Origin of the sequence: Aeromonas caviae (assembly GCF_000819785.1) — a bacterium.
GTDB classification, from domain to species: domain Bacteria; phylum Pseudomonadota; class Gammaproteobacteria; order Enterobacterales; family Aeromonadaceae; genus Aeromonas; species Aeromonas caviae.
The window spans coordinates 17,763-38,587 of sequence record NZ_CDBK01000098.1 but is presented as its reverse complement, the minus strand read 5'-3'; the positions used below and the strand labels follow the sequence as shown (position 1 = coordinate 38,587).

Sequence of the window (20,825 nt, the reverse complement as noted above, 5' to 3'; positions counted from 1 at the left end):
TGTCGCATCCCCCATATGGGGATGGCAATCCGTTTTCATTCGAGTAGCTGTTTCCCTTCACCGCCAGCAGGCCCGTCCTGGCGTCATCCCCGACATACCCACAGACAAGCTCCTGTTTTAGCGATGCAAAATCCCATTGACCCCGCGATTTCAAAGCGAGTATTTTACCGCCGCACAAAGTCAAATTGATAATCATTATCATTTTGAATCTTCTTTGAGGGTGTTACGTGAAGACTCGAGTAATGGACAATGGCACACCTGCCGAGGCGAAGATGTCGCCTGATTTCTTGTTTACCTCGGGTCAGGGCACGATCAGTGCCACTGACCTGGGGCAACCCATCACCACCCCCGCCTGCGAGTGGCCCCTGCTGGCACAGCAGATAACCCTGGCCCTCGATGCCGCCAGGGCTGCCGGCCAGACCAACCCTCTGCTGATCGGTGCTTTTGCGTTCGACCCGGCAGAGGCTTCCTGCCTCTATGTGCCCGGCCGCTATAAGCGGGGCGATAAACTGGCCCCGAAAGAGCCGCCATCGGTGACCGCGGCCGAGCAGGCCGTCGAGGCCAACCGGGTCATCTCGGTGCAGAGCACCCCGCCGGCCAGCGAATTCCAGGCCTCGGTCAGCGCGGCGCTGGATGCGTTTGCACAAGGTCGGCTGTCGAAGGTGGTGTTGTCGCGCAAACTCACCCTTACCCTGCACCAGCCCGCCGACCCTACGCAGGTGATGGCCCGTTTGATGGCCCAGAATCCCCATGCCTTCCACTTCTCCCTGCCGCTCGGCCAGGACCGCCGCCTGCTGGGCGCAAGCCCCGAGCTGCTGCTGCGGGTCAGCGGGGGAGAGGTGTTCACCCATCCGCTGGCGGGATCCGCCAGACGGGTGAGCGAGCCGGCGCAAGACGAAATGGTGGCCCGGGAGCTGCTGGCTTCTCGCAAGGATCAGCATGAACACAAGTTGGTGATCGACGAGATCCGCCGGGTGCTGACCCCCCACTGCCGCGAGCTGGCGATACCGTCCAGCCCCTCGCTGATGAGCACGGATACCCTCTGGCATCTGGGCACCCCCATCGCCGGCCGGCTGCACGGCGGTGAGGCATCGGTGCTCTCCTTGGCCTGCCAGCTTCATCCCACCCCGGCCCTGTGCGGCTATCCCACTGATCTGGCCCGCCAGTTCATCCGCGAGCAGGAGCCCTTCCGGCGAGCCCTGTTCAGCGGCATCGTTGGTTGGTGCGACAGCCAGGGCAACGGCGAGTGGGCTGTGGTGATCCGCTGCGGCGTGCTCGATGGCCATCAGGTCGAGCTGTTTGCTGGCGCCGGTATCGTCGCGGGCTCGGATCCCGCCATGGAGTGGGCCGAGACCGGCACCAAGCTGGGCACCATGCTCAAGGCACTGGGCCTGGATTTGGAGGTGGCGCAATGAGCGATACCAACCGCTTCCTGCCCTATACCCGCTGGCCCGAAGAGTTGGCCCAGCTGTACCGCGCCAAGGGCTATTGGCGCGGCGAGCCGCTGACCGCCATGCTGGCGCGTCAGTGCGAGCTGGCCCCCGACGCCGAGGCCATCCTCTGCGGCGAGCGCCGCTTCAGTTATCGTGAGCTGGACGCCGCCTCGAGCCGGCTGGCCGCGAATCTGGCCCGCCACGGCCTGGGGGTGGGGGATACCGCGCTGGTGCAGCTCCCCAACGTGGCCGAGTTCTATCTGGTGTTCTTTGCCCTGCTCAAGGCCGGCATCGCGCCGGTCAACGCGCTCTTTAGCCACAACCGGCTGGAGCTGGCCTCTTACGCCGAGCAGATCCGGCCCCGCCTCTTTATCGGCTCGCTGACCCACCCGCAGTTTGCGAGCAAGGGTCGCGAGAGCGAGCTGCTGGCAAGCATCGGCGCCGAACTGGTGCTGCTGGATGGCGACGCAGGAGAGTTGGGGCTGACCCGCTGGCTTTGCGAGGGGGATGAGGGGAGCTCCCCATCCGTTTCTTTTGCCCCGACCCCGGCGAACGAGGTGGCCTTCTTCCAGCTCTCCGGCGGCAGCACCGGCACTCCCAAGCTTATCCCGCGCACCCATGACGACTATTACTACAGCGTGCGCCGCAGCAATGAGATCTGTGGCCTCGGCTCCCATACCCGCTATCTGTGCGCCCTGCCGGCACCCCACAACTTTCCCCTGAGCTCCCCGGGTGCCCTCGGGGTATTCGAGGCGGGCGGCACTGTGGTGCTCGCCCCCGATCCCAGCCCCATCAGCTGCTTCCCGCTGATCGCCCGCCACCGGGTCAATCTCACCTCGCTGGTGCCGCCGGCGGTCTCGCTCTGGCTGCAGGCCGCGGAAGCGGATCCCACAGCGCGCACTCAGCTCGAGAGCCTCGACTTGCTGCAAGTGGGTGGCGCCAAGCTGGGGGAGGCGGTGGCCAGCAAGATTGGGCCGCTGCTCGGCTGCCGGCTACAGCAGGTGTTCGGCATGGCGGAAGGGCTGGTCAACTACACCCGGCTCTCTGATCCCGACGAGAAGGTCATTCACACCCAGGGCCGCCCCATGAGCCCGGACGACGAGGTGCGCATCCTCGATGAGGCGGGCAATCCGGTTGCCCCCGGCGAGCCTGGCGCCCTGCACACCCGCGGCCCCTATACCTTCCGCGGCTACTACCAGAGCCCGGCCCACAACGCCCGGGTGTTCGATGCCGAGGGTTTCTACTGCTCCGGCGATCTGGTGGTACAGGATGCCGATGGTTACCTCACCGTGGTGGGGCGGCAGAAGGATCAGATCAACCGGGGCGGCGAGAAGATCGCGGCGGAAGAGGTGGAAAACCAGCTGCTGCACCATCCGGCCATTACCCATGCGGCCCTGGTCTCCATGCCTGACAGCGCCATGGGGGAGAAGAGCTGCGCCTTCATCGTCAGCACGGATCCCGCCTTGAAGCCGCTGGCCTTGCGCAAGTTTCTGCGCGAGCGCGGAGTGGCGGATTTCAAGCTGCCCGACCGTTTCGAAACTCTGGACGCCCTGCCCATGACGGCGGTGGGCAAGATTGACAAGCAGGGGCTGCGGGCGCGCATTGCGCACGCCATCGCCGCCAACCAGCCTCTACAGCATAAAAACTAGTAAGGAATCATGACGTTATGGCTATCCCAACCCTGAACAATTACGCCATGCCCAGCCAGTGGAAGGCCAACAAGGTCGACTGGTCTCTGGATCCCAAGCGCGCAGCCCTGCTGATCCACGACATGCAGGAGTACTTCACCGCCTTCTATGGCGAAAACAGCCCGCTGATTGCGGCGCTCACCGAGCAGCTGGCCGCCGTGCGCAAGCAGTGCAAGGCCCTCGGCATCCCGGTCTTCTACACCGCCCAGCCCAAGGATCAATCCCCTGAAGATCGCGCCCTGCTGAGCGACATGTGGGGCCCGGGGCTCAACAAGCGGCCCGAGCAACAGCAGGTGGTGGCAGCGCTGCGCCCGGAGCGTGACGACACCGTGCTGGTCAAGTGGCGTTACAGCGCCTTCCAGCGCTCCGAGCTGGAGCAGATGCTCAAAGCGCTGGGACGGGATCAGCTGATCATCGGCGGCATCTACGGCCATATTGGCTGCATGATGACCGCCTGCGACGCCTTCATGCGCGACATCCAGCCCTTCTTCCTGGCGGACGGGGTGGCGGACTTCTCCCTGGCCGACCACCAGATGGCGCTCGACTACGTGGCGACCCGTTGCGGCAAGGTGATCCGCTGCGAGGAGGTGCTGGCCCTTGCCCCGGCTTCCGCTTCTGCCGCCCAGCCCACCAATCCGTTGCTGACGTATGAGGGGCTCAAGGCGCGGCTGCTGAGTCATATCGACGAGGACGAAGATGAGTTTGACCCCGACGAGAACCTCATCGACTACGGTCTGGATTCGGTGCGGATCATGGCCCTGCTCACCGAGTGGCGCGCCGCCGGGGTGGAGCTGGGCTTCGTGGATCTCGCCAAGCTGCCGACCCTCAACGGTTGGTGGCGCCTCATCGAGGCCAGGCTGGCAGCCCAGGCCCTGGAGGTGACCCCATGAACCGCTTCCCCTTGACCATCCCCCAGCAGGGGCTCTGGTCCGGACATCTGCTCAACGACGACAAGGCGATGTTCAACACCGCCGAGTGCATCGCCTTCGACGGCAAGGTCGAGGCGGTAGTGCTGGCCGCGGCCCTTGCCAAGGCAGTGGGGGAGTGCGAGGCACTCAAGGGCCACTTCGAAGACGATAAGGAGGCGGTCTGCTTCGTTCCGGCCGAGCTGCCCCTGGCCTATGAAGAGGTCTCCCTTGAGCGCGATGACGAGGCGCTGGCCCGCGCCTGGGCCTGGGCCGATCTGCGCCGCCCGTTCGAGCTGACCCAAGAGGCGCCCTGCCGCTTCGCCCTGTTGCGCGGCCCCGGCCGCGATTATCTCTACAGCTGCGTGCACCACATCGCCCTCGACGGCTTTGGCACCACCTTGCTGTTCCAGCGCATCGCCGAGCTGTATGCAGAGGGGCTGGCCGGTGAGATGAACTCCCCATCCCCCTTCGGTTCGTTGGCGGAGGTGCTGGCGGAAGAGGCGAGCCGCGAGCAGAGCGGCAAGAACGCCGCCGCCTGCGCCTTCTGGCAGGAGCAGCTGCAAGGCTGGCCCGAGGTGAAGTCCTTTGGCGAGACCCGTGCCCCCATCGCGGCCGAATTTATCCGCGAGAGCCGCCCACTGCCGGCGGCGTTCTGGCAATCCCTGACCGGCTTTGCCGACGAGCACAAACTGGGCTGGCCCGATCTGCTGCTGGCCGGTATCTCTGCCCAGTTGTCCCTTGCCAGCGGTCAGGAAAAGACCCTGCTCGGCCTGATGATGATGAACCGCATCGGCTCGGCATCGTTGACCGTGCCCTGCATGCAGATGAACATTACCCCGCTGGCGCTGACACTGGGTGAAGAACTGGATCTGGCGGGAGCCGCCGGCGCCGTGGCCAAGGCCAAGCGCGGGGTGCGCAAACACCAGCACTACCGCTACGAGCTGTTGCGCCGCGACCTTGGCCTGGTGGGGGGCGACAAACGCCTGTTCGGCCCGCTGGTCAACATCATGCCGTTCGATCACGCTCGCCGCTTCGGGCCGCTATCTGCCCATATTCTCAACATCAGCGCCGGCCCGGTGGAGGATCTCACCATCGAGGTACAGGTCGGCGTCGATGGCCAACCACGCCTGGATCTGGACGCCAACCCCGGCTGCTACCAGCAGGCCGATCTGGCGGTCATCGCCGATACCCTGTTTGCCCTGCTGGGACGTTGGCTGGCCGAGCCCGCCCGGACTCTGGGAACCCTCAAGGCCGACTGGCTGGCAGAGCAGCGGGCCAGCGCCCTGATCGCCGGCCCCGCCGATGAAGCTCTCCAGGTGCGGCCGGTGCTGGAGGCGCTCTGCCACTTCGCCGCCCAGACCCCGGACAAGGTTGCGCTGGAGCAGGGAGAGGCCCGCTTCAGCTACGAGGCGCTGCTGGCCAGGGCCGAACAGATGGCGGCCGCCCTGCAGGCCGAAGGCGTCGTCCCCGGCGACAAGGTGGGGGTCATGCTGGCCCGCACCCCCCAGGCCATCTTCGCCCAGCTGGCGGTGCTCTTGGCGGGCGCCGTCTACGTGCCGCTCGACCCCGAGCAGCCCCTGGAGCGTCAGGGCCATATCCTGCGGCTGGGGGAGGTCAAGACCCTGATCACCCAGGCCGAGTACCGTCACAAGCTGGCCAGCCTGTTTGAGGGGCGTACCCTCCTGGCGGGGGATCTGGTGAGCGATAACCGCTTGAACCAGCCGGCCGCCGGCCGCGCCGTCGCCTACCTGATGTTCACCTCGGGCTCGACCGGTCTGCCCAAAGGGGTGGCGGTGAGCCACGGCGCGCTGGATCACTTCGCCGCCGCCGCCCGCTGCCGTTATCACCTGGATGAAGAGGCGCGGATGCTGCAATTCGCCCCCTTCAACTTCGACGCCAGCATCGAGGAGGTGTTCGCCACCTTGAGCGCCGGCGCCACCCTAGTACTGCGCACCGACGCCCTGCTCGAATCCATGCCCGCCTTTGCGGCCGGGGTGGAGCAGATGGGGATCACCCACCTCGACCTGCCCACCGCGTTCTGGAACGAGTGGGTGGTGGCGCTGACGGCGGGTCAGGCCCACATTCCTGCCAATCTGGCTACCGTCATCATCGGCGGCGAGGCGGTCTACCCCGAGCAGCTGGCCCAGTGGCAGCGTCAGGGCCGCAACGATGTGCGCCTGTTCAACACCTACGGCCCCACCGAAACGACCGTGGTGGTGACCACTCAGGAGCTGCAACAGGAAGACCCGAGCCAGGCCCAGTTGCCCATCGGCCTGCCGCTGCCCGGCATGCAGGCGCTCATCCTGGGGGCGGGGGAGCAACCCGCCAAGGAAGGCGAGCTGGTGCTGCTCGGCCCGCAGCTGGCCAACGGCTATGTGGGGGGCGTGCAAGGGAGCTTTGGCACCCTGCGGGTTGGCGCGGAGCAGATGCCCGTCTATCGCACCGGCGATCGGGTGCGCCTGGTGGATGGCCGGCTGGTCTATCTGGGTCGGCGCGACAACGAGTTCAAGATAAGCGGCTATCGCATCCAGCCCGGTGAGGTGGAGGCCCAACTGCTGGCCCTGCCGGGGGTGGACGAGGCGTGCGTGCAGGGGGTGAGCATCGGCAGCGTGCACCGGCTGGTGGCCTTCGTGGCGGGGGCGGAGCGCGACAGCCGGGTCATCAAGGGGCAACTGGCCAAGGTGTTGCCCGCAGCCATGATCCCCACCGACTATCGCCACTATGACCAGCTGCCCCGCACCGGCTCCAACAAGCTGGATCGCAAGGCCCTGCTGGCCGCCTACCAGGCGGGCGGCGAAGCCCTGACCCTGGGCAGCGAGACCGAGAACCGGGTCGGCGCCATCTGGCAGCAGATCCTGGGGCTCGCCACCATGGCGCCCACGGACAACTTCTTCGAACTGGGGGGCCAGTCCCTGCAGACCATCCAGATAGTCAACCGGCTCGGCGCCGAGTTCGGGGTGCAGGTCAAGGTCTCCGACGTGTTCGATCACCCGCGCCTCGACGACTTCTGCCGTTTCCTCGACGGCCTGCTTGCCGAGGACGAAGAGAGCGTGGAGATGGTGTGGTGATGAGCAAGGAGCAACAAGCAATGGCCTTTGATTTTACTGGCAAGCGGGTCTGGGTGACCGGGGCCGGGCGCGGCATCGGCCGCGAGGTGGCGACGCAGTTCGTGGCGGCCGGCGCCACCGTGGTGGGGCTGGATCTGGCGTTTCCCGATGCAGGCTACCCCTATGCCACCCGGCTGCTCGATATTGGCGATTCTAAGGCGGTCAACGCCTGCTGCGCAGCGCTGCTGGCGGACGGCGGGCTCGATGTGCTGGTGAACGGGGCCGGGGTACTGCGTCTCGGCCCCACCGAAACCTTAAGCGATGACGACTGGCACGACTGCATGACGGTCAACGCCAGCGGTGTCTTCTATCTGCTGCGGGCCCTGGTGCCCCACTTCAAGGGGCAGCGGCGCGGTGCCATCGTCACCATCGGCTCCAACGCCGCCCATGTGCCGCGCATGCAGATGGCGGCCTATTGTGCCTCCAAGGCGGCGGTCACCAGCCTGACCCAGACGGTGGGGCTGGAGCTGGCCCCCTTCGGCGTGCGTGCCAATCTGGTGTCGCCGGGCTCGACGGATACCCCCATGCTGCGCGGCATGCTGTCAAGCGAGGAGGCCATGGCCCGCACCATTGCCGGGTTGCCTGAGCAGTTCAAGCTCGGCATCCCCCTGCGCAAGGTCGCCACCCCGGCGGAGATCGCCCATACCGTCCTCTTCCTGGCCTCGGATCTGGCCAGCCACATCACGCTGCAGGATCTGGTCGTCGACGGCGGCGCCACCCTGAGTGCCTGAGGCTTGAGAAACAGATGAACAATATGATTTTGCTGTTGAAACAGCTGGAACGGCAGGGAGTCAAGCTGGCGCTGAACGACAAGGGCCAGCTTATCTCCCAGTCGAGCAAGGAGGCGGTGACGCCGGCCATCGGCGCCACCATCAAGGCCCACAAGGATGAGCTGGTGCGTTGCCTGGCGGCCCGTGCCGCTTTCGAAGAACCTATCGCCGCCGAGGGCGCCCGGCAGGGCTCGCTCTCGTCATCCCAGAGCGGGCTCTGGTTTATCGAGCAGTACGAGGAGGCCTCCCACCTCTACAACATGCCGGTCTATTTTCGCGTCAAGGGAGAGCTGGACACGGCGGCACTGGAGTTTGCCTTCGACCACCTGTTTGCCCGCCACCCCAGCATGCGTACCCGCTTCATCAAGGACGAGGCGGGCAGGGGTGCCCAGGAGATCCTGCCCCACGTGCCCTTCAAGCTGCAGCTTGAGGACGTGAGCGCAGAGGCCATTGCCGAGCGCGAGGCCTATGTGGCTCGCCGGGTGCGCGAGGAGATTGGACGCCCCTTCTCCCTGACCCAGGGGGAGCTCAGCCGAGTGCATCTTATTCGGCTGGGCAGCCGCGAGCACGTGCTGCTGATCACCCAGCACCACATCATCTCCGACGGCTGGTCGGTCAAGAACATGTTTGCGGATCTCAAGCGCGCCTTTCTTGCCCATCAGAACCGCGAGCCCTTGCAGGTGAGCGAGCTGCCGCTCACCTACATCGACTATGCCCGCTGGTTCAACTCGCCGCGTTTTCTCGATTATCACGCCGAGTTCAAGCCGTTCTGGGTCGACCGGCTCGGTGGCAGCCCCGAGGTACACGGTCTGCCGCTCGACAAGCCGCGCCCGGCCCATCAGGACAGTGGCGGCGAGCTGGTCTTCTCCACCATCGACAATGAGCTGTGGGAGAGCTTCAAGCGCCTCTGCCAACGGCACAGCACCTCCAACTTCATCGGTCTGCACGCCCTGTTCGCCCTGCTGATGGTGCGCCAGAGCGGCGAGAAGGAGGTGGTCATCGGCACCCCGCTCGCCTATCGCGAGCGTCACGAGATCGAGTCGCTGGTGGGCTTTTTCGTCAATACGCTGGTGCTGCGCACTCAACTCAGCGGCAAGCCCAGCTTTGTCGACTATCTGCAGCAGTGCCGGGAGGAGGATCTGGCGGCCTTCGATCACCAGCTCTACCGCTTCGAGGCGCTGGCCGAGGCCATCGGCGCCGATCGCACTACCGCCATCAACCCCATCTTCCAGATCATGCTGGTCTATCAGGCCAAGGTGGACTTCAACGATCTCATCCCCGGCTGCCAGCTGGTGGAGGAGACCTCGCCTGTGCTGCCGGCCAAGACCGACATCTCGGTCAAGGTGACCGAGCTGATGGACTCCGTCAGGGTGGACTGGCTGTTTGCCACCGCCCTGTTCGAGCGAGAGACCATCCAGGCTTATGCCGATCGCCTGCTGCACCTGATGCGCGCCGTGGTGGCGGCCCCCGAGACCGACATCTGGCAACTGCCGCTGGAGGCGGGCACCGACCAAGCCGCGCTGGCCGCCGAGCTTGCCGACCTGCCGCCGGATTACCCGAGCCGCGACACCCTGCTCTGTCATATCGAGCGGCGCGCTGGGAAGTGCCCGGACGCGTTGGCGGTGAGCGACGGTGTGCAATCGTTGACCTATGGCGAGCTGGAGGTGCGAGCCAACCGGCTGGCCCACTGGCTGCAGGCTCGCGGCGTCACCCCGGGCGCAGCCATCGGCATCCAGGCCAGACGCGATGTGGCCTTCGTCATCGCCCTGCTCGCCTGCTGGAAGGCGGGGGCGGCCTATGTGCCGCTGGATCCTGCCTATCCCGCCGAGCGGCTGGCCCATATCTTAGGCGATGCATCCATCAGCCTGGTGCTGGGCGGCGTGCCGGACCCGCGGCTTGGCGAGGCTCTGGCGGGCACGACGGCCGAGTATCACGATCTGCACGGGCTGGCGCTGGACAAGATGCCAACCAGCACGCCTGCACTGCCTCGGGACGCCGCCATGCTGGCCCAGATCATCTACACCTCCGGCAGCACCGGCCTGCCCAAGGGGGTCATGGTGGAGCAGGGCAGCCTGGTCAACCTGATGGCGGATCACGGCGAGCGCATCGCCCTTGATCAGAATGGAGCCATGTTCAACTGCATGTCCCTCTCGTTCGATGCGGGCAACATGACCGCCTTGCTGCCCCTGTACTGCGGCGCGGCCCTGCACTTCGGCGAGCAGGGCGAGGGGGTGATCAGTGCCGCGATCGCTTGCGGTGCCAGCCATATGATTTTGCCGACCGCCCTGCTGGCGAACCTGCTGCCACCGACGGATCTCGGTTCCCTCAAGGCCATCGGCTTTGGCGGCGAGGCGTGCCCGAGCAGCCTGGTGGAGCGCTGGGGGGAGCGGGTGGCCCTCTTCAACATGTACGGCCCGACCGAGTGCACCGTCACCGCGCTCTGCGCACGGCTCACCCCGGGGGTGCCCATCACCATAGGTCGACCGGTCAACAACCTGAAGGCACTGATCCTGGACGAGGCGGGCAACCTCTGCCCGGTGGGGGTGCCCGGCGAGCTCTGCCTGGCGGGGCTGGGGCTGGCCCGCGGCTACCTCAATCTGCCGGAACGTACCCAGGAGGCCTTTATCGAGCTGGCCTTTGATGCAACAAATGAGGAACGTACCCATCGCCTCTATCGCACCGGCGATCGGGCCCTGCTGCGCCGTGATGGCAACATCCAGTATCTGGGCCGGATAGACGAGCAGATCAAGCTGCGCGGCTATCGCATCGAGCCGGGGGAGATAGAGACCCGGCTTGCCGAATTGTGCCCGGCCATTCGCCAGATCAAGGTGGTGGTGCAGGAGGGGCGCCTGCTCGCTTACGCCTGTTTGCAGGCCGGGGCAAGGGAGCCCGACGGCGATGCCCTGCTGCAGCGGGCCGGCGAGTGCCTGCCCGAATACATGGTGCCGGCGCGCCTGTGCTGGCTGTCCGAGATGCCGCTCACCCCCAACGGCAAGCTGGACTTGCGCCGTCTGCCCGCCATCGTCTGGCAGCAGGGCAAGGGCGAGCCGCAAAACGAGCTGGAGCAGACAGTGCTTGCCATCTGGCAAGGGGTGCTCAAGCAACCGCTCGGGGTGGAGGATGACTTCTTCCGCCTGGGCGGTGACTCCATCCTCAGCATCCAGCTCACCACCCGGTTGCGGGATGCGGGACTGCACTGCAGCGTGAAGGACGTGTTCGAAGCCAAGACGGTGCGCCGCCTCTGCCGCCAGCTCGGCCAGCAGCAGGCGGTCAGCCACAGGAGCGAGCAGGGCAGTTTGACCGGCGAGTTCCCGCTCCACCCCATTCAGCACTGGTTCTTCGAGCAGGGCTTTGCCAAGTCCGGTCACTGGAACCAGGGGGTGATCCTGCGCCTGCCGGCCGGGGTGGACGATGAGGCCCTGCGCGGCTGGCTGGATGCGTTGCGCCAGCACCACGATGCCCTGCGTCTGGCGGTGACCCCGACCGGCCAGCGCTACCTGGCCGAACTGCCATTGCCGCCGCTGCCGACCCTGGATGCCGCCAATCTCGATGAGGCCGAACTGCAAGCCCGCCTGACCGAGCTGCAGGGAGATTTCGACCCCGCCAGCGGCCACACCCTGGCCTGGGCCCGCCTGCGCAATCTCTCTCTGGAAGGTGAGCGGGAGGGCGAGACGGTGGAGGGGCTCTTCCTCGCCTTCCATCACCTGGTCATCGATGCGGTCTCCTGGCGCATTCTGGCCGAGGATCTGGCTCGGGTGAGCAGGGGCGAGCCACTGCCCGCCAAGGGCAGCAGCTATCGCCAGTGGGGCGAGGGGCTGGCGGCCTACGCCAAACGGGAAGAGGATCAGCTTGGCTTCTGGTTGGCGCAGGGGGAAGGCAGCCAGGGTCACCTGCTGATCGCTGCGCGCGCCATCGATGGCCGCGCCGCCGCCAGCCTGCTGCAACTGAGTCAGGAGACCACGGCTCGGCTCATCGACGCCGCCAACCAGGCCTACTTCACCCGGGTGCCCGACCTGTTGCTGGCGGCCCTGACCCGTACCCTGAGCGAGCAGGGTTACGGCAGCCGTCACTGCGTGATGCTGGAAGGGCACGGCCGTGAGGTCATCGATGCTGAACTCGACGTGAGCCGTACCCTCGGCTGGTTTACCAGCACCTACCCGCTGGCGCTGGTGGATGCCAGGGAGTGGGATGCGCTGGTCTGCGCCACCAAGGAGCAGCTGCGCGCCGTGCCGGACAAGGGGGTGGGCTTCAACGCCCTGCGACTGCACCACCCACGAGGCTGGGCACTGCCCGAAGCCCTGATCGTCTTCAACTACCTGGGGGTCAGTCATCAGGGCGAGGCCGCTCAACCCTGGCAGCCCCTGCCGCTGGCGCCGGGGGCACCCACGTCCCTTGACAACCTGCCGCGGGAGCTGGTCAGCCTGCATGGGGGCGTGTTTGATGGCCGTCTCACCCTGCGCCAGGTGGGCGCCCTCAACCAGCAGGCGAGCGACGCCCTGATGGCGCGGCTGGCGGACAACCTGACGGCGCTGGTGGAGCACTGCTGCACGGTGAAGGCTCCGCGCCACACCCCGAGCGACTTCCCGGGGCTTGGCCTCTCGCAAGCCGCGCTCGATCGGGTGCTGAGCGGGCGTGAGGTGGAGACCCTGCTGCCCATGACCTCGCTTCAGCAGAGCATGTTCCATCACAGGGCGCTGCTGCCCCGAGATCACGCCTATCACCTGCAGACCGAGATGGACTATCGCCAGCCGCTGGACGTGGCGGTCTACCGTCAGGCCTGGCAGGGGGAGATCGCTCGCTGGCCGGCCCTTCGCAGCGAACTGGTACTGGCTGACGGGGTGGCGCTGCAGCGCATCCTCAAGCATGCCGAGTTGCCATTCCACTATGAGGACTTGTCCGAGGTGGGAAATGCAGAGGCACGGATCCAGGCCTACCGGGAGCAGGATCTGGCCCGCCCGATCCCGCTCGAGCAGGCCCCCCTGCTGCGCCTTGCCTGCTTCAAATTGGCTCCCGATCACCACAAGGTGATCTTCAGCGCCCATCACGGCGTGCTGGATGGCTGGAGCGGCCCCGTGTTGCTGGGTTCCTTGCATCGCGCCTATCAGGCGCTGATGAACGGCCTGTTGCCGCAGGGCGAGCCGGATACCGCCTGGCTCGAATTTGGCGGCCATATCGCCAGCCAAGCCCGCAGCGCCGAGGCTTACTGGCAGGGCCGTGGCGAGCTCTTGGCCAAACCCAACGATCTCGCCTGCCTGTTCGGGGTGACGCTGGACGCAGCCTCAAGCGGGCGCCATACCCAGCAGCGGCCGGCGGTGTGCGCCACGGCGTTGCCGGTCGAGGTGGCGACCTTGCTCGCCCATCGTGCCCGCGACCTGGGCGTGACCGCAGGCCTGTTGGCCCAATATGCCTGGCACCGTCTGCTGGCACGCCGCTCTGACGATGCCGTCACCCTGGTGGGCAACGTGACCCCGGGCCGGGATTACCCCATCGAGGGGATCACCGCGAGCGTCGGGCTCTATATCAACAGCCTGCCACTGGCCCTGGCGTGGCGCACCGAGCTGACCCTGGCCGAGCATATCGCCCGGTTGCAGGCCGATCTGATGGCGCTCAATGAGCACGGCACCCAGTCGCTGGCGGCACTGACCAAAGGCCGGTCGCGCCTGTTCCAGAGCCTGTTCGTGTTCGAGAACTACCCCATGCCGGCGGCCCCTGCCGCCCCCGAACCCCACCAACTGGTGCCGCGCTTTGGCGCCGTGGTGGAGAAGGTGGAGCTTCCTCTCTCCTTGGTGGTCAGCAGTCGGGGCGAGACGCTCCAGCTGCGCCTCGAGTTCGATGGCGAGCAGATCCCCGAGGCCCGGGCCGAGGCGGTGCTGGCTGACTGGCTGGCCGAGCTCGACTGGCTGGCGCAGACGGATCTGAGCCAACCGGCCAGAGTGGCGACGGCACTGCCCCCGGTGATGCCGCAGGTGGCCGCCACCAGGACGGAGCCCGGTCTGGCTCAGCCGCCGGCCGAGGCCCGCGTGCTGGTGGCTCTGTGGGAGCGCCAGTGTGGCGTGCCCGGCATCTGGCAGCAGACCTTGTGTGAACTCGGGGTGGATTCGGTGCAGCAGCTCGCCCTGCTGGCGGCCCTCAACGAGGCGTTTGGCCAGGAGCGGGCGCCGCTCAGCCTGCAGACCCTCAAGGCCCATCCATCCCCCAGCCGGCTCTATCGGCACTGGCTGGTGCGCCAAACGGAGGCCGCACTATGACAGTGACCATCAAGCATGAGGCTCCGCTCGTGCAAACCCGGCCAGCCCCCCGTGAGGGGGCGGCCAACCTGGGTGCGCGGCTGGCCGCCTGTCTGGCCGCCAGTCCGCTGGCCCCCGCCATCCGTATGGGCGGGGAGGGCATCAGTGAGGGCGGATCAGATGAGCAGTGGCTCAGCTACGGCGCGCTCAATGTCAGGGTCGGCGAGATTGCCGCCCGATTGCAGGGGCTGGCGGTGGGGGAGCGGGTCGGCCTCTATCTCTCCCGCAGCCCCGATCTGGTGGCCAGCCTGCTGGCCTGCCTGCGCCTTGGCCTCACCTTCGTGCCCCTTGAGCCGGATTTTCCGGTGGAGCGGCTGCAGGGGATCGCCCGCCAGGCGCGCCTGTCGGCGGTGATCTGCGACGGCGACAGGCCGGCTCCCGCCTTCGGCTGTCCGCTGCGCACTCTCGACGGGCCGGCAGATGCAGGGCCCGTCTCCTGGCCCCAGGTGGATGATGCCCTGGCTGCCTACATGATGTTCACCTCGGGTTCCACCGGCGAGCCCAAGGGGGTGGTCATCAGCCGGCGGGCCCTGCTCTGCTTCCTCGACGGGATCCGCGAGCGGCTCGGGCTTTCACCTGGCTGCCACTGGCTCTTCATCACCACTCCGGCTTTCGACATCTCACTGCTGGAGATGCTGGGGCCGCTCTGGGGCGGTGGCCGGCTGACGGTGGCTGGCGGTGAGCACAACAAGGATCCCCTGGGGATGCAGGCCTTGCTCGAGGCCGACTCCTCCATCAACTGGCTGCAGGCCACCCCGGCCTGCTGGCGTATGTTGCTCAAGGCTGGCTGGCAGGGGCGCAATACCCTCACCGCCCTGTGCGGCGGCGAGGCGCTGGACCCAGGTCTGGCCGAGCAGCTCTGTGCCCGCACCCGGCGGCTGTGGAACTGCTACGGGCCGACCGAGGCCACCGTCTGGTCCCTGGTGAGCGAGGTGCGCTGGCCGCCGGTTGGCGGGCAGATCACCATCAGCCACAGCCTGCCCGGCTATCGTCACTGGGTGCTGGACGAGGCGGGGCAGCCGGTGGCAGAGGGGGAGTGCGGCGAGCTCTGCATCGAGAGCCCGGCCCTGTGCGAGGGGTACTGGCGCAAGCCGGCCTTGACCAGCGCCGCCTTCCTGCGCCTTGCCACCCATCGCCTCTATCGCACTGGCGATCGGGTGCGCCTCCTTGGGGCGGACCGCTTCCTCTATCTGGGACGACGCGACGATCAGATCAAGCTGCGGGGTTTTCGCATCGAGCTCGGCGAGGTGGAGGCGGGACTGCGCCGCCAGGCCGGGGTGCAGGAGGCGGCGGTGCGTCTGGTGGGCGAGGGGGACGAGGCCATGCTGGTGGGTTACGTGGAGGCGAAAAGCGGGGTGACTCTCAATCGCCTCGCCCTGCGCAAGGGGCTGCAGGCGACGCTGCCTCACTACATGGTGCCGGCGCGGCTCATCCTGCTGGATGCCCTGCCCAAGACCGGCAGCGGCAAGCTCGACAGAAAGGCGCTGCCATTACCGGGGTGACAAAGGGCTTGCAGGCTCGATGCCTCAATAACAGGGTGCTGGCACGGATCCTCTTGCTGGATGCCCTGCCCAAGACCGGCAGTGGCAAGCTCGACAGAAAGGCGTTGCCTTTGCACGAGTAAGCTGTCTTGCCGGATGGTAAGAGCGATGGATAAAAAAGAAGCCCGCATCATGCGGGCTTCTTGTTGGCTGTAAACCGAGGGGGCTTAGTGAGCGATGGGGGCGGCATCCGGTTTGGTGAGCAGGCGCTCGACGTCGTCGATCACCTTGAGGGCCGCCTGGGGGCCGCCGGTGGAGGTCCAGAGCGACCCGTCGACGGCGCCGAAGCGCTTGCCCTTGATGGCGCCGAGCTGCTGGAAGGCCGGGGTCTGCTCGGCCTGCTTCATGGCATCCACCGCATCCCCGCTGGTGCTGAGGGTGCCGATCACCAGCCAGTCACCGTCCAGCAGGTTGAGGGATTCGAGGCTCAGGGCCGGGGAGTGGGGGCTCTTGTCGCCAATCTGGTGGGAGGGGCGGGTGAGCCCCATCTCGGTGACCACGCTGCTGGCAAAGGTGCCGCCGTGCATGTAGCTCGGCCCCTTGGGGTTCCAGCGCACTATGCTCATCTGTTCCCCCTGATGCTGGGCAAGCTTGCTGCGGGCCTCTGCCAGGCGGGCCTCATACCGGGTGAGGAACGCCTTGGCCTCGGCCCCCCGGTTCATCGCGTCGGCGCTGCGACCGAATACGGTTTTCCAGGGCTCGCCCCAGTTGCCGGTGACGACGGTGGGGGCGATCTCCTTGAGCAGGGCCAGGAGCTCGGGCTTGGTCTGGCCGGTGAGGATGAGGTCCGGCTCCAGATCGATGAGGGTCTCCAGATTGGGGTTGTCCAGATCCCCGACCACGGCGATCTCCTTGCCCGCCTTGTCCAGCAGATAGCGGGGCAGGGTGGACTGGCCGCGCCCATTGACGGTGCCCACCGGCTGCACCCCCAGAGTCAGGGCGCTGTCGAGATCGAGTTCGCTCAACACGACGACCCGCCGGGGCGCATCGGGGACGCTCTGGGGCTGGCCGTTGGCATCGATGACCTGGCGGCTGCCCGCCTGGGCCTGGAAGCCCGTCAGGCTGGCCAGCATGAGCAAGGTGGCCAGCGGGGAGAAGATCTTCATGGTGACATCCTTATGGGTGAAATCGGTGGGCCGGAGTCTGTGGAAAGTGCCTGAGAGCCGCCCGGCCAGCCCCGAATGGGCGGGGACATGCTACCACAAAGCAAGTGAGAAGCGTTGTCATTTGTATTTGTGGCATGACCTCGGCTTGCTTTGGTACCATCGCAGGCCCCTGTCAGGAGCCTTGCATGTTGCCTCGTTGTCCCTCACTCGATGGATCCTTTGTCCGTCAATTCGATACCTTGTACCTGCCGGGTCTTGAGACGCTGCTTCTGCATCGGGTCTGTTTTGAGCCCGCCGCCTTCTCGCCGGAGTGCTTTGGGGCCCAGGGCATCATCCTGCCTGCTTCATTGCAGGGGGCTGCCCCCAAGCGCCTCGGGGAGTTTCTGGCAGGGCGTCTCGCAGCCCGTGAGGCCCTGCGTCCCTTCGGTCTTGCAGGATGCAGCGTGGCCATCGGAGCGGCCCGGGAGCCACTCTGGCCTGAAGGGGTGGAGGGGAGCATCAGCCACAGCCGGCTGGCGGGAGAGGGGGTGGCCCTGTGTGCGGTGCGTCCGGGCCAGGAGGGAATCGGGCTGGATCTGGAGGCCTGGCTCGATGGCGACCAAGGGGCGCAGCTTTGGCCCGGCATCATGGATGGGGAGGAGTGGGGACGGCTGGAGGCGGGGGCTCACGACGCCCAGCTGAGCCTGGCAGAGGGACTGACTCTGGTGTTTTCCGCCAAGGAGAGCCTCTTCAAGGGGCTCTATTCCCGGGTGGGGCGCTACTTTGACTTTCTCGATGCCCGCTGGCTCGCCATGACGGCGCAGACTCTCACCCTGGAGCTCAAATGCCCGCTGACACCGACCCTGCCCGCCGGCTGGCGCTGCACCCTGCACTGGCAAGCCCTGCCGGGGGGCGTGCTCACCGTCTTGCTGCTGTGAGCACGATGCCAGCGCCCGGATAACGTCAGCGCAAAACCCAAAAAAGAAACCGCCTGATGGCGGTTTCTTTTTTGGGCACAGGGTATGGCTCAGGCCGGCACGCCATGGTCGGCGCGCAGGCGGGGCACTTCGTCAGCGCGTCGGCGGGGCACGATGACAGGGGCCCCGTCGCCGGGGGCGTGCAGTATGTCCACATCGGTCTGGTAGAGGCGATCGATGAGGGGCTTGGTCACCACCTCCCGGGCCGGGCCCATGGCCTGGATGGCGCCATCCCCCAGGGCAATCAGCTCGTCGCAGTAGCGGGCGGCGGTGGCGAGATCGTGGATGACGATAAGCACCGTCTTGCCCTCGGCGGCGACCCGATGGATGGCCTCCATCACCTCGGTCTGGTGGCCGATGTCCAGCGCGCTGGTGGGCTCGTCCAGCAAGATGATGTCCGCATCCTGTGCCAGCACCATGGCGAGCCACACCCGCTGGGCCTGACCGCCGGACAGCGAACTGGCGCTCTGGTGCCAGATGGCATCGAGCTGCATCCGCTCCCGGGCCCAGTTCACCATGCGGGCATCTTCCTCGCTCCACTGATTGAACCAGCCCTGATGGGGATGGCGGCCATATTGCACCAGCTGCTCCACCAGGATACCGGGGGGGACCAGGGGACGTTGGGGCAGATAGGCGAGTTCCCGAGCCAGGGCTTTGGCGCCATAGGCACCGAGTGGCTTCTCCTTGAGCAGGATCTCCCCGGACCGGGGTTGCTCCTGTCCCGCAAGGAGCTTGAGCAGCGTGGATTTGCCGCCGCCGTTGGGGCCGACGATCCCCACCAGTTTGCCCCGGGGGAGGGAGAAGGAGATCTCCTTGAAGATGGTCTTTTGCGGGTAGCCGAACTGGAGTCGGTTCACGGTGAGCGTCATCGGGCGGCCCTCGGTCTGTATTGAAAATGGATGAATGCCATGGTCAGTCGGCCTTCTGGCGATCTTTGAGCAGGATGAAGAGCAGCAGCAGGCCGCCGAGAATGCGGGTCATGATGCCGGTGGCCACCTCGTGGGGGCTGGCCAGCACCCGCACCAGGGTGTCGCTGGCGAGCAGCATCAGGGCGCCGCACAGGGCGGCAATCCACAGCGGCACGATGCGATCCCGGCTGAGCCAGGAGGCAAGGATGGGGGCCGCCATGGCGATGAAAACCACGGGGCCGCCGATGGCGGTGCCAAGGGCTGCGACGATGATGGCCTGGGCCAGGACCCCGAGCTGGACCCGGTTCACGTTGACCCCGAGAGTACGGGCGGTGATCGGTCCCAGGCGCAGCACGCCGAGGGAGCGGGAGAGACAGACGGTCCAGGGGCAGATGAGCAGGAGCAGCAGGCTCACCGGCAGCAGGGTGCCATAGCCCTGACCGACGAAGTTGCCCATGTTCCACAGATAGAGGCTGGTGAGGTGCACCAGGGACTGGGTGGACATGACGAACTGGCCGAGGGCGTTCATCAGCTCCGAGACCCCGATGCCGATCACCACGAACAGGTAGCCCTGCTCCCCCGGCTTGTTGCACAGGGCATAGAGCACGGCGGCGGCAAACAGGGCGCCGAAGGGGGCGGCCCACCAGGGCCAGGTACCCAGGGTCAGATAGAGGGAGAAGATGATGATGGCCAGGGATGCCCCCTCGTTGACCCCGATCATGTCCGGGGTGGCGAGGCGGTTTCGCACCAGGGTCTGCACCAGGCAGCCCGAGAGTCCCATGGCGGCGCCGGCCACCAGCACCGCCAACAGGCGCGGCAGTCGGATCTTGAAGACGGTCACTTGATCGAGTCGGCTTCCCTCCCCGAGCAGGGTCTGGATCACCCCCATCATGGTGATCTTGCCGGAACCCAGGGTGAGGGCCAGCAGGGAGAGCAGGGTGAGGGCGACCAGGAGCCCCAGGGTGATGAGCCAGGCGCGGCGGTGCAGCAACAGGGTGTGGCTGCCAAGGCGAAGGCAGAGGGTGCCGCTCGGGAGTGAGAGAGAGTTCTTCATGGGCGTGGCACCTTATTTGACGGCCAGCAGGGAGCGGAAGCCGCCGCTGCGCACCACCAGGATGAGCACGGGCGCCCCGATGAGCGCCAGAATGACGCCGTTGGGCAGCTCGTAGGGCTGGATAAGCCAGCGGGCCAGCACATCGGCACCGAGCAGAAACAGCACCCCGAACAGGGCGGAGAAGCGCACCTGGATGGCGAGGCGAACCGGCTCCACCAGGCGGGCGCAGTAGGCGGCGAGGAAGCCGACAAAGCCGATGGGACCTGCGATGGCGATGGCGCAGGCGGTGAAGAGCGTTGCGGCCAAGAGCACGCCGATCCGCACCCGGGTGGGGCGGATGCCGAGGGCCCTGGACTGGTGATCCCCCATCTGCATCAGGGTGAGAGGGCGACAGAGCGCCAGGGTCAGCAGCAGGGCGGCCAGGGCGAAGGGGACCACGGTGAGTACCGCTTCCAGACTGGAGGCGGCAAGGGACCCTAAGTTCCAGAAGCGGAACTGCTCCAGCACCACCCGGTTGGAGAGCAGCAGGAAGTTGGAAAGACCGCCGAAGGTGGCGGAGAGGGCGACCCCTACCAGGATGAGCTTGAGGGGGTTGGAGCGCCCCACCATGAGGCCGAGGCCCAGCACGATGAGGTTGCCGAGCAGGGCCCCCATGCCGGACCAGAGCAGATACCCGTAGGCGGATTCGACGCCAAACCAGGTGAGGCCGATCACCAGAGCAAAGACGGCGCCGGCATTGACCCCGAGCAGGCCGGGTTCGGCCAGAGGGTTGCGGGTGGCACTTTGCAGCATGGAGGCCGCCAGGGAGAGTGATGCCCCCACCACCAGGGCTGCCAGGGTACGGGGCAGGCGCAGGGTATGGACTATCATGGCGAGCTTTTCATCGGCCACGAAGGCGGGATCGCCCATCAGGAAACCGGCGACCTCGCGGCCACCATAGACACCGGCCCCGGTGGCCAGTGACAGACAAATCAGCAGGAAGAGGAGCAGCACGCCGAGCCAGAACAGCCGAGCTTGGTATCTGAGCACTCAATGACTCCTTGAATTCGGGGAGGCAGAAACGCAAT

The 20,825-nt window shown here is 66.6% G+C and carries 12 protein-coding genes; 8 read left to right on the top strand and 4 right to left on the bottom strand.

The features are described from left to right. The first annotated feature begins 227 nt into the window (after nt 1-227). Genes BN1120_RS17415 through amoH form a run of 7 tightly spaced genes read left to right on the top strand, consistent with a single transcriptional unit; the run spans nt 228 to nt 15,695 of the window. On the top strand, nt 228-1,415 hold the full coding sequence (locus BN1120_RS17415) for an isochorismate synthase (protein WP_042017270.1): 1,188 nt from the start codon (nt 228-230) through the stop codon (nt 1,413-1,415). Further along, complete coding sequence (locus BN1120_RS17410; RefSeq protein ID WP_042017269.1) at nt 1,412-3,082, top strand: (2,3-dihydroxybenzoyl)adenylate synthase; 1,671 nt, start codon at nt 1,412-1,414, stop codon at nt 3,080-3,082. The genes BN1120_RS17415 and BN1120_RS17410 overlap by 4 nt, the downstream gene beginning before the upstream one ends. 17 nt (nt 3,083-3,099) lie before the next feature. Next, nucleotides 3,100-4,011 carry an amonabactin biosynthesis bifunctional protein AmoB gene (gene amoB / locus BN1120_RS17405; RefSeq protein ID WP_042017268.1) on the top strand — a complete coding sequence of 304 codons (912 nt, stop codon included), beginning with the start codon at nt 3,100-3,102 and terminating at the stop codon, nt 4,009-4,011. Further along, complete coding sequence (amoF, locus tag BN1120_RS17400) at nt 4,008-7,097, top strand: amonabactin biosynthesis non-ribosomal peptide synthetase AmoF (RefSeq protein ID WP_042017267.1); 3,090 nt, start codon at nt 4,008-4,010, stop codon at nt 7,095-7,097. The genes amoB and amoF overlap by 4 nt, the downstream gene beginning before the upstream one ends. A gap of 20 nt (nt 7,098-7,117) precedes the next feature. Beyond that, on the top strand, nt 7,118-7,867 hold the full coding sequence (amoA, locus tag BN1120_RS17395; protein ID WP_042017266.1) for an amonabactin biosynthesis protein AmoA: 750 nt from the start codon (nt 7,118-7,120) through the stop codon (nt 7,865-7,867). Nucleotides 7,868-7,881: 14 nt separating this feature from the next. After that, complete coding sequence (gene amoG / locus BN1120_RS17390) at nt 7,882-14,154, top strand: amonabactin biosynthesis non-ribosomal peptide synthetase AmoG (RefSeq protein WP_162183364.1); 6,273 nt, start codon at nt 7,882-7,884, stop codon at nt 14,152-14,154. Beyond that, nucleotides 14,151-15,695, top strand: coding sequence for an amonabactin biosynthesis glycine adenylation protein AmoH (gene amoH, locus BN1120_RS17385; RefSeq protein ID WP_042017264.1), 1,545 nt, complete (start codon nt 14,151-14,153; stop codon nt 15,693-15,695). Before amoG ends, amoH begins: the two co-directional genes overlap by 4 nt. A gap of 206 nt (nt 15,696-15,901) precedes the next feature. Here the strand turns inward: amoH and BN1120_RS17380 are convergent, their stop codons facing one another. After that, nucleotides 15,902-16,840: an ABC transporter substrate-binding protein gene (locus tag BN1120_RS17380; protein WP_042017262.1), complete on the bottom strand. Its 939-nt coding sequence runs from the start codon at nt 16,838-16,840 to the stop codon at nt 15,902-15,904. A gap of 185 nt (nt 16,841-17,025) precedes the next feature. On the opposite strand from BN1120_RS17380, the gene BN1120_RS17375 reads away from it, so the two are divergent. Next, nucleotides 17,026-17,757 (top strand): 4'-phosphopantetheinyl transferase family protein, encoded by a 732-nt coding sequence (locus BN1120_RS17375; RefSeq protein ID WP_042017261.1) that lies wholly within the window; start codon nt 17,026-17,028, stop codon nt 17,755-17,757. 89 nt (nt 17,758-17,846) lie between these two features. Here BN1120_RS17375 and BN1120_RS17370 read toward each other — a convergent pair whose 3' ends face one another. From BN1120_RS17370 to BN1120_RS17360, 3 genes are read right to left on the bottom strand one after another with little or no spacing between them, the layout of a single operon-like run. Then, nucleotides 17,847-18,665: an amonabactin ABC transporter ATP-binding protein gene (locus tag BN1120_RS17370; RefSeq protein WP_042017259.1), complete on the bottom strand. Its 819-nt coding sequence runs from the start codon at nt 18,663-18,665 to the stop codon at nt 17,847-17,849. Nucleotides 18,666-18,708: 43 nt separating this feature from the next. Then, a complete protein-coding gene (locus tag BN1120_RS17365; RefSeq protein WP_042017258.1) occupies nt 18,709-19,758 on the bottom strand; it encodes an amonabactin ABC transporter permease subunit 1 in 1,050 nt (349 codons plus the stop codon). 12 nt (nt 19,759-19,770) lie between these two features. Continuing rightward, nucleotides 19,771-20,787, bottom strand: coding sequence for an amonabactin ABC transporter permease subunit 2 (locus tag BN1120_RS17360; RefSeq protein ID WP_010674444.1), 1,017 nt, complete (start codon nt 20,785-20,787; stop codon nt 19,771-19,773). Between the last annotated feature and the right edge of the window lie 38 nt (nt 20,788-20,825).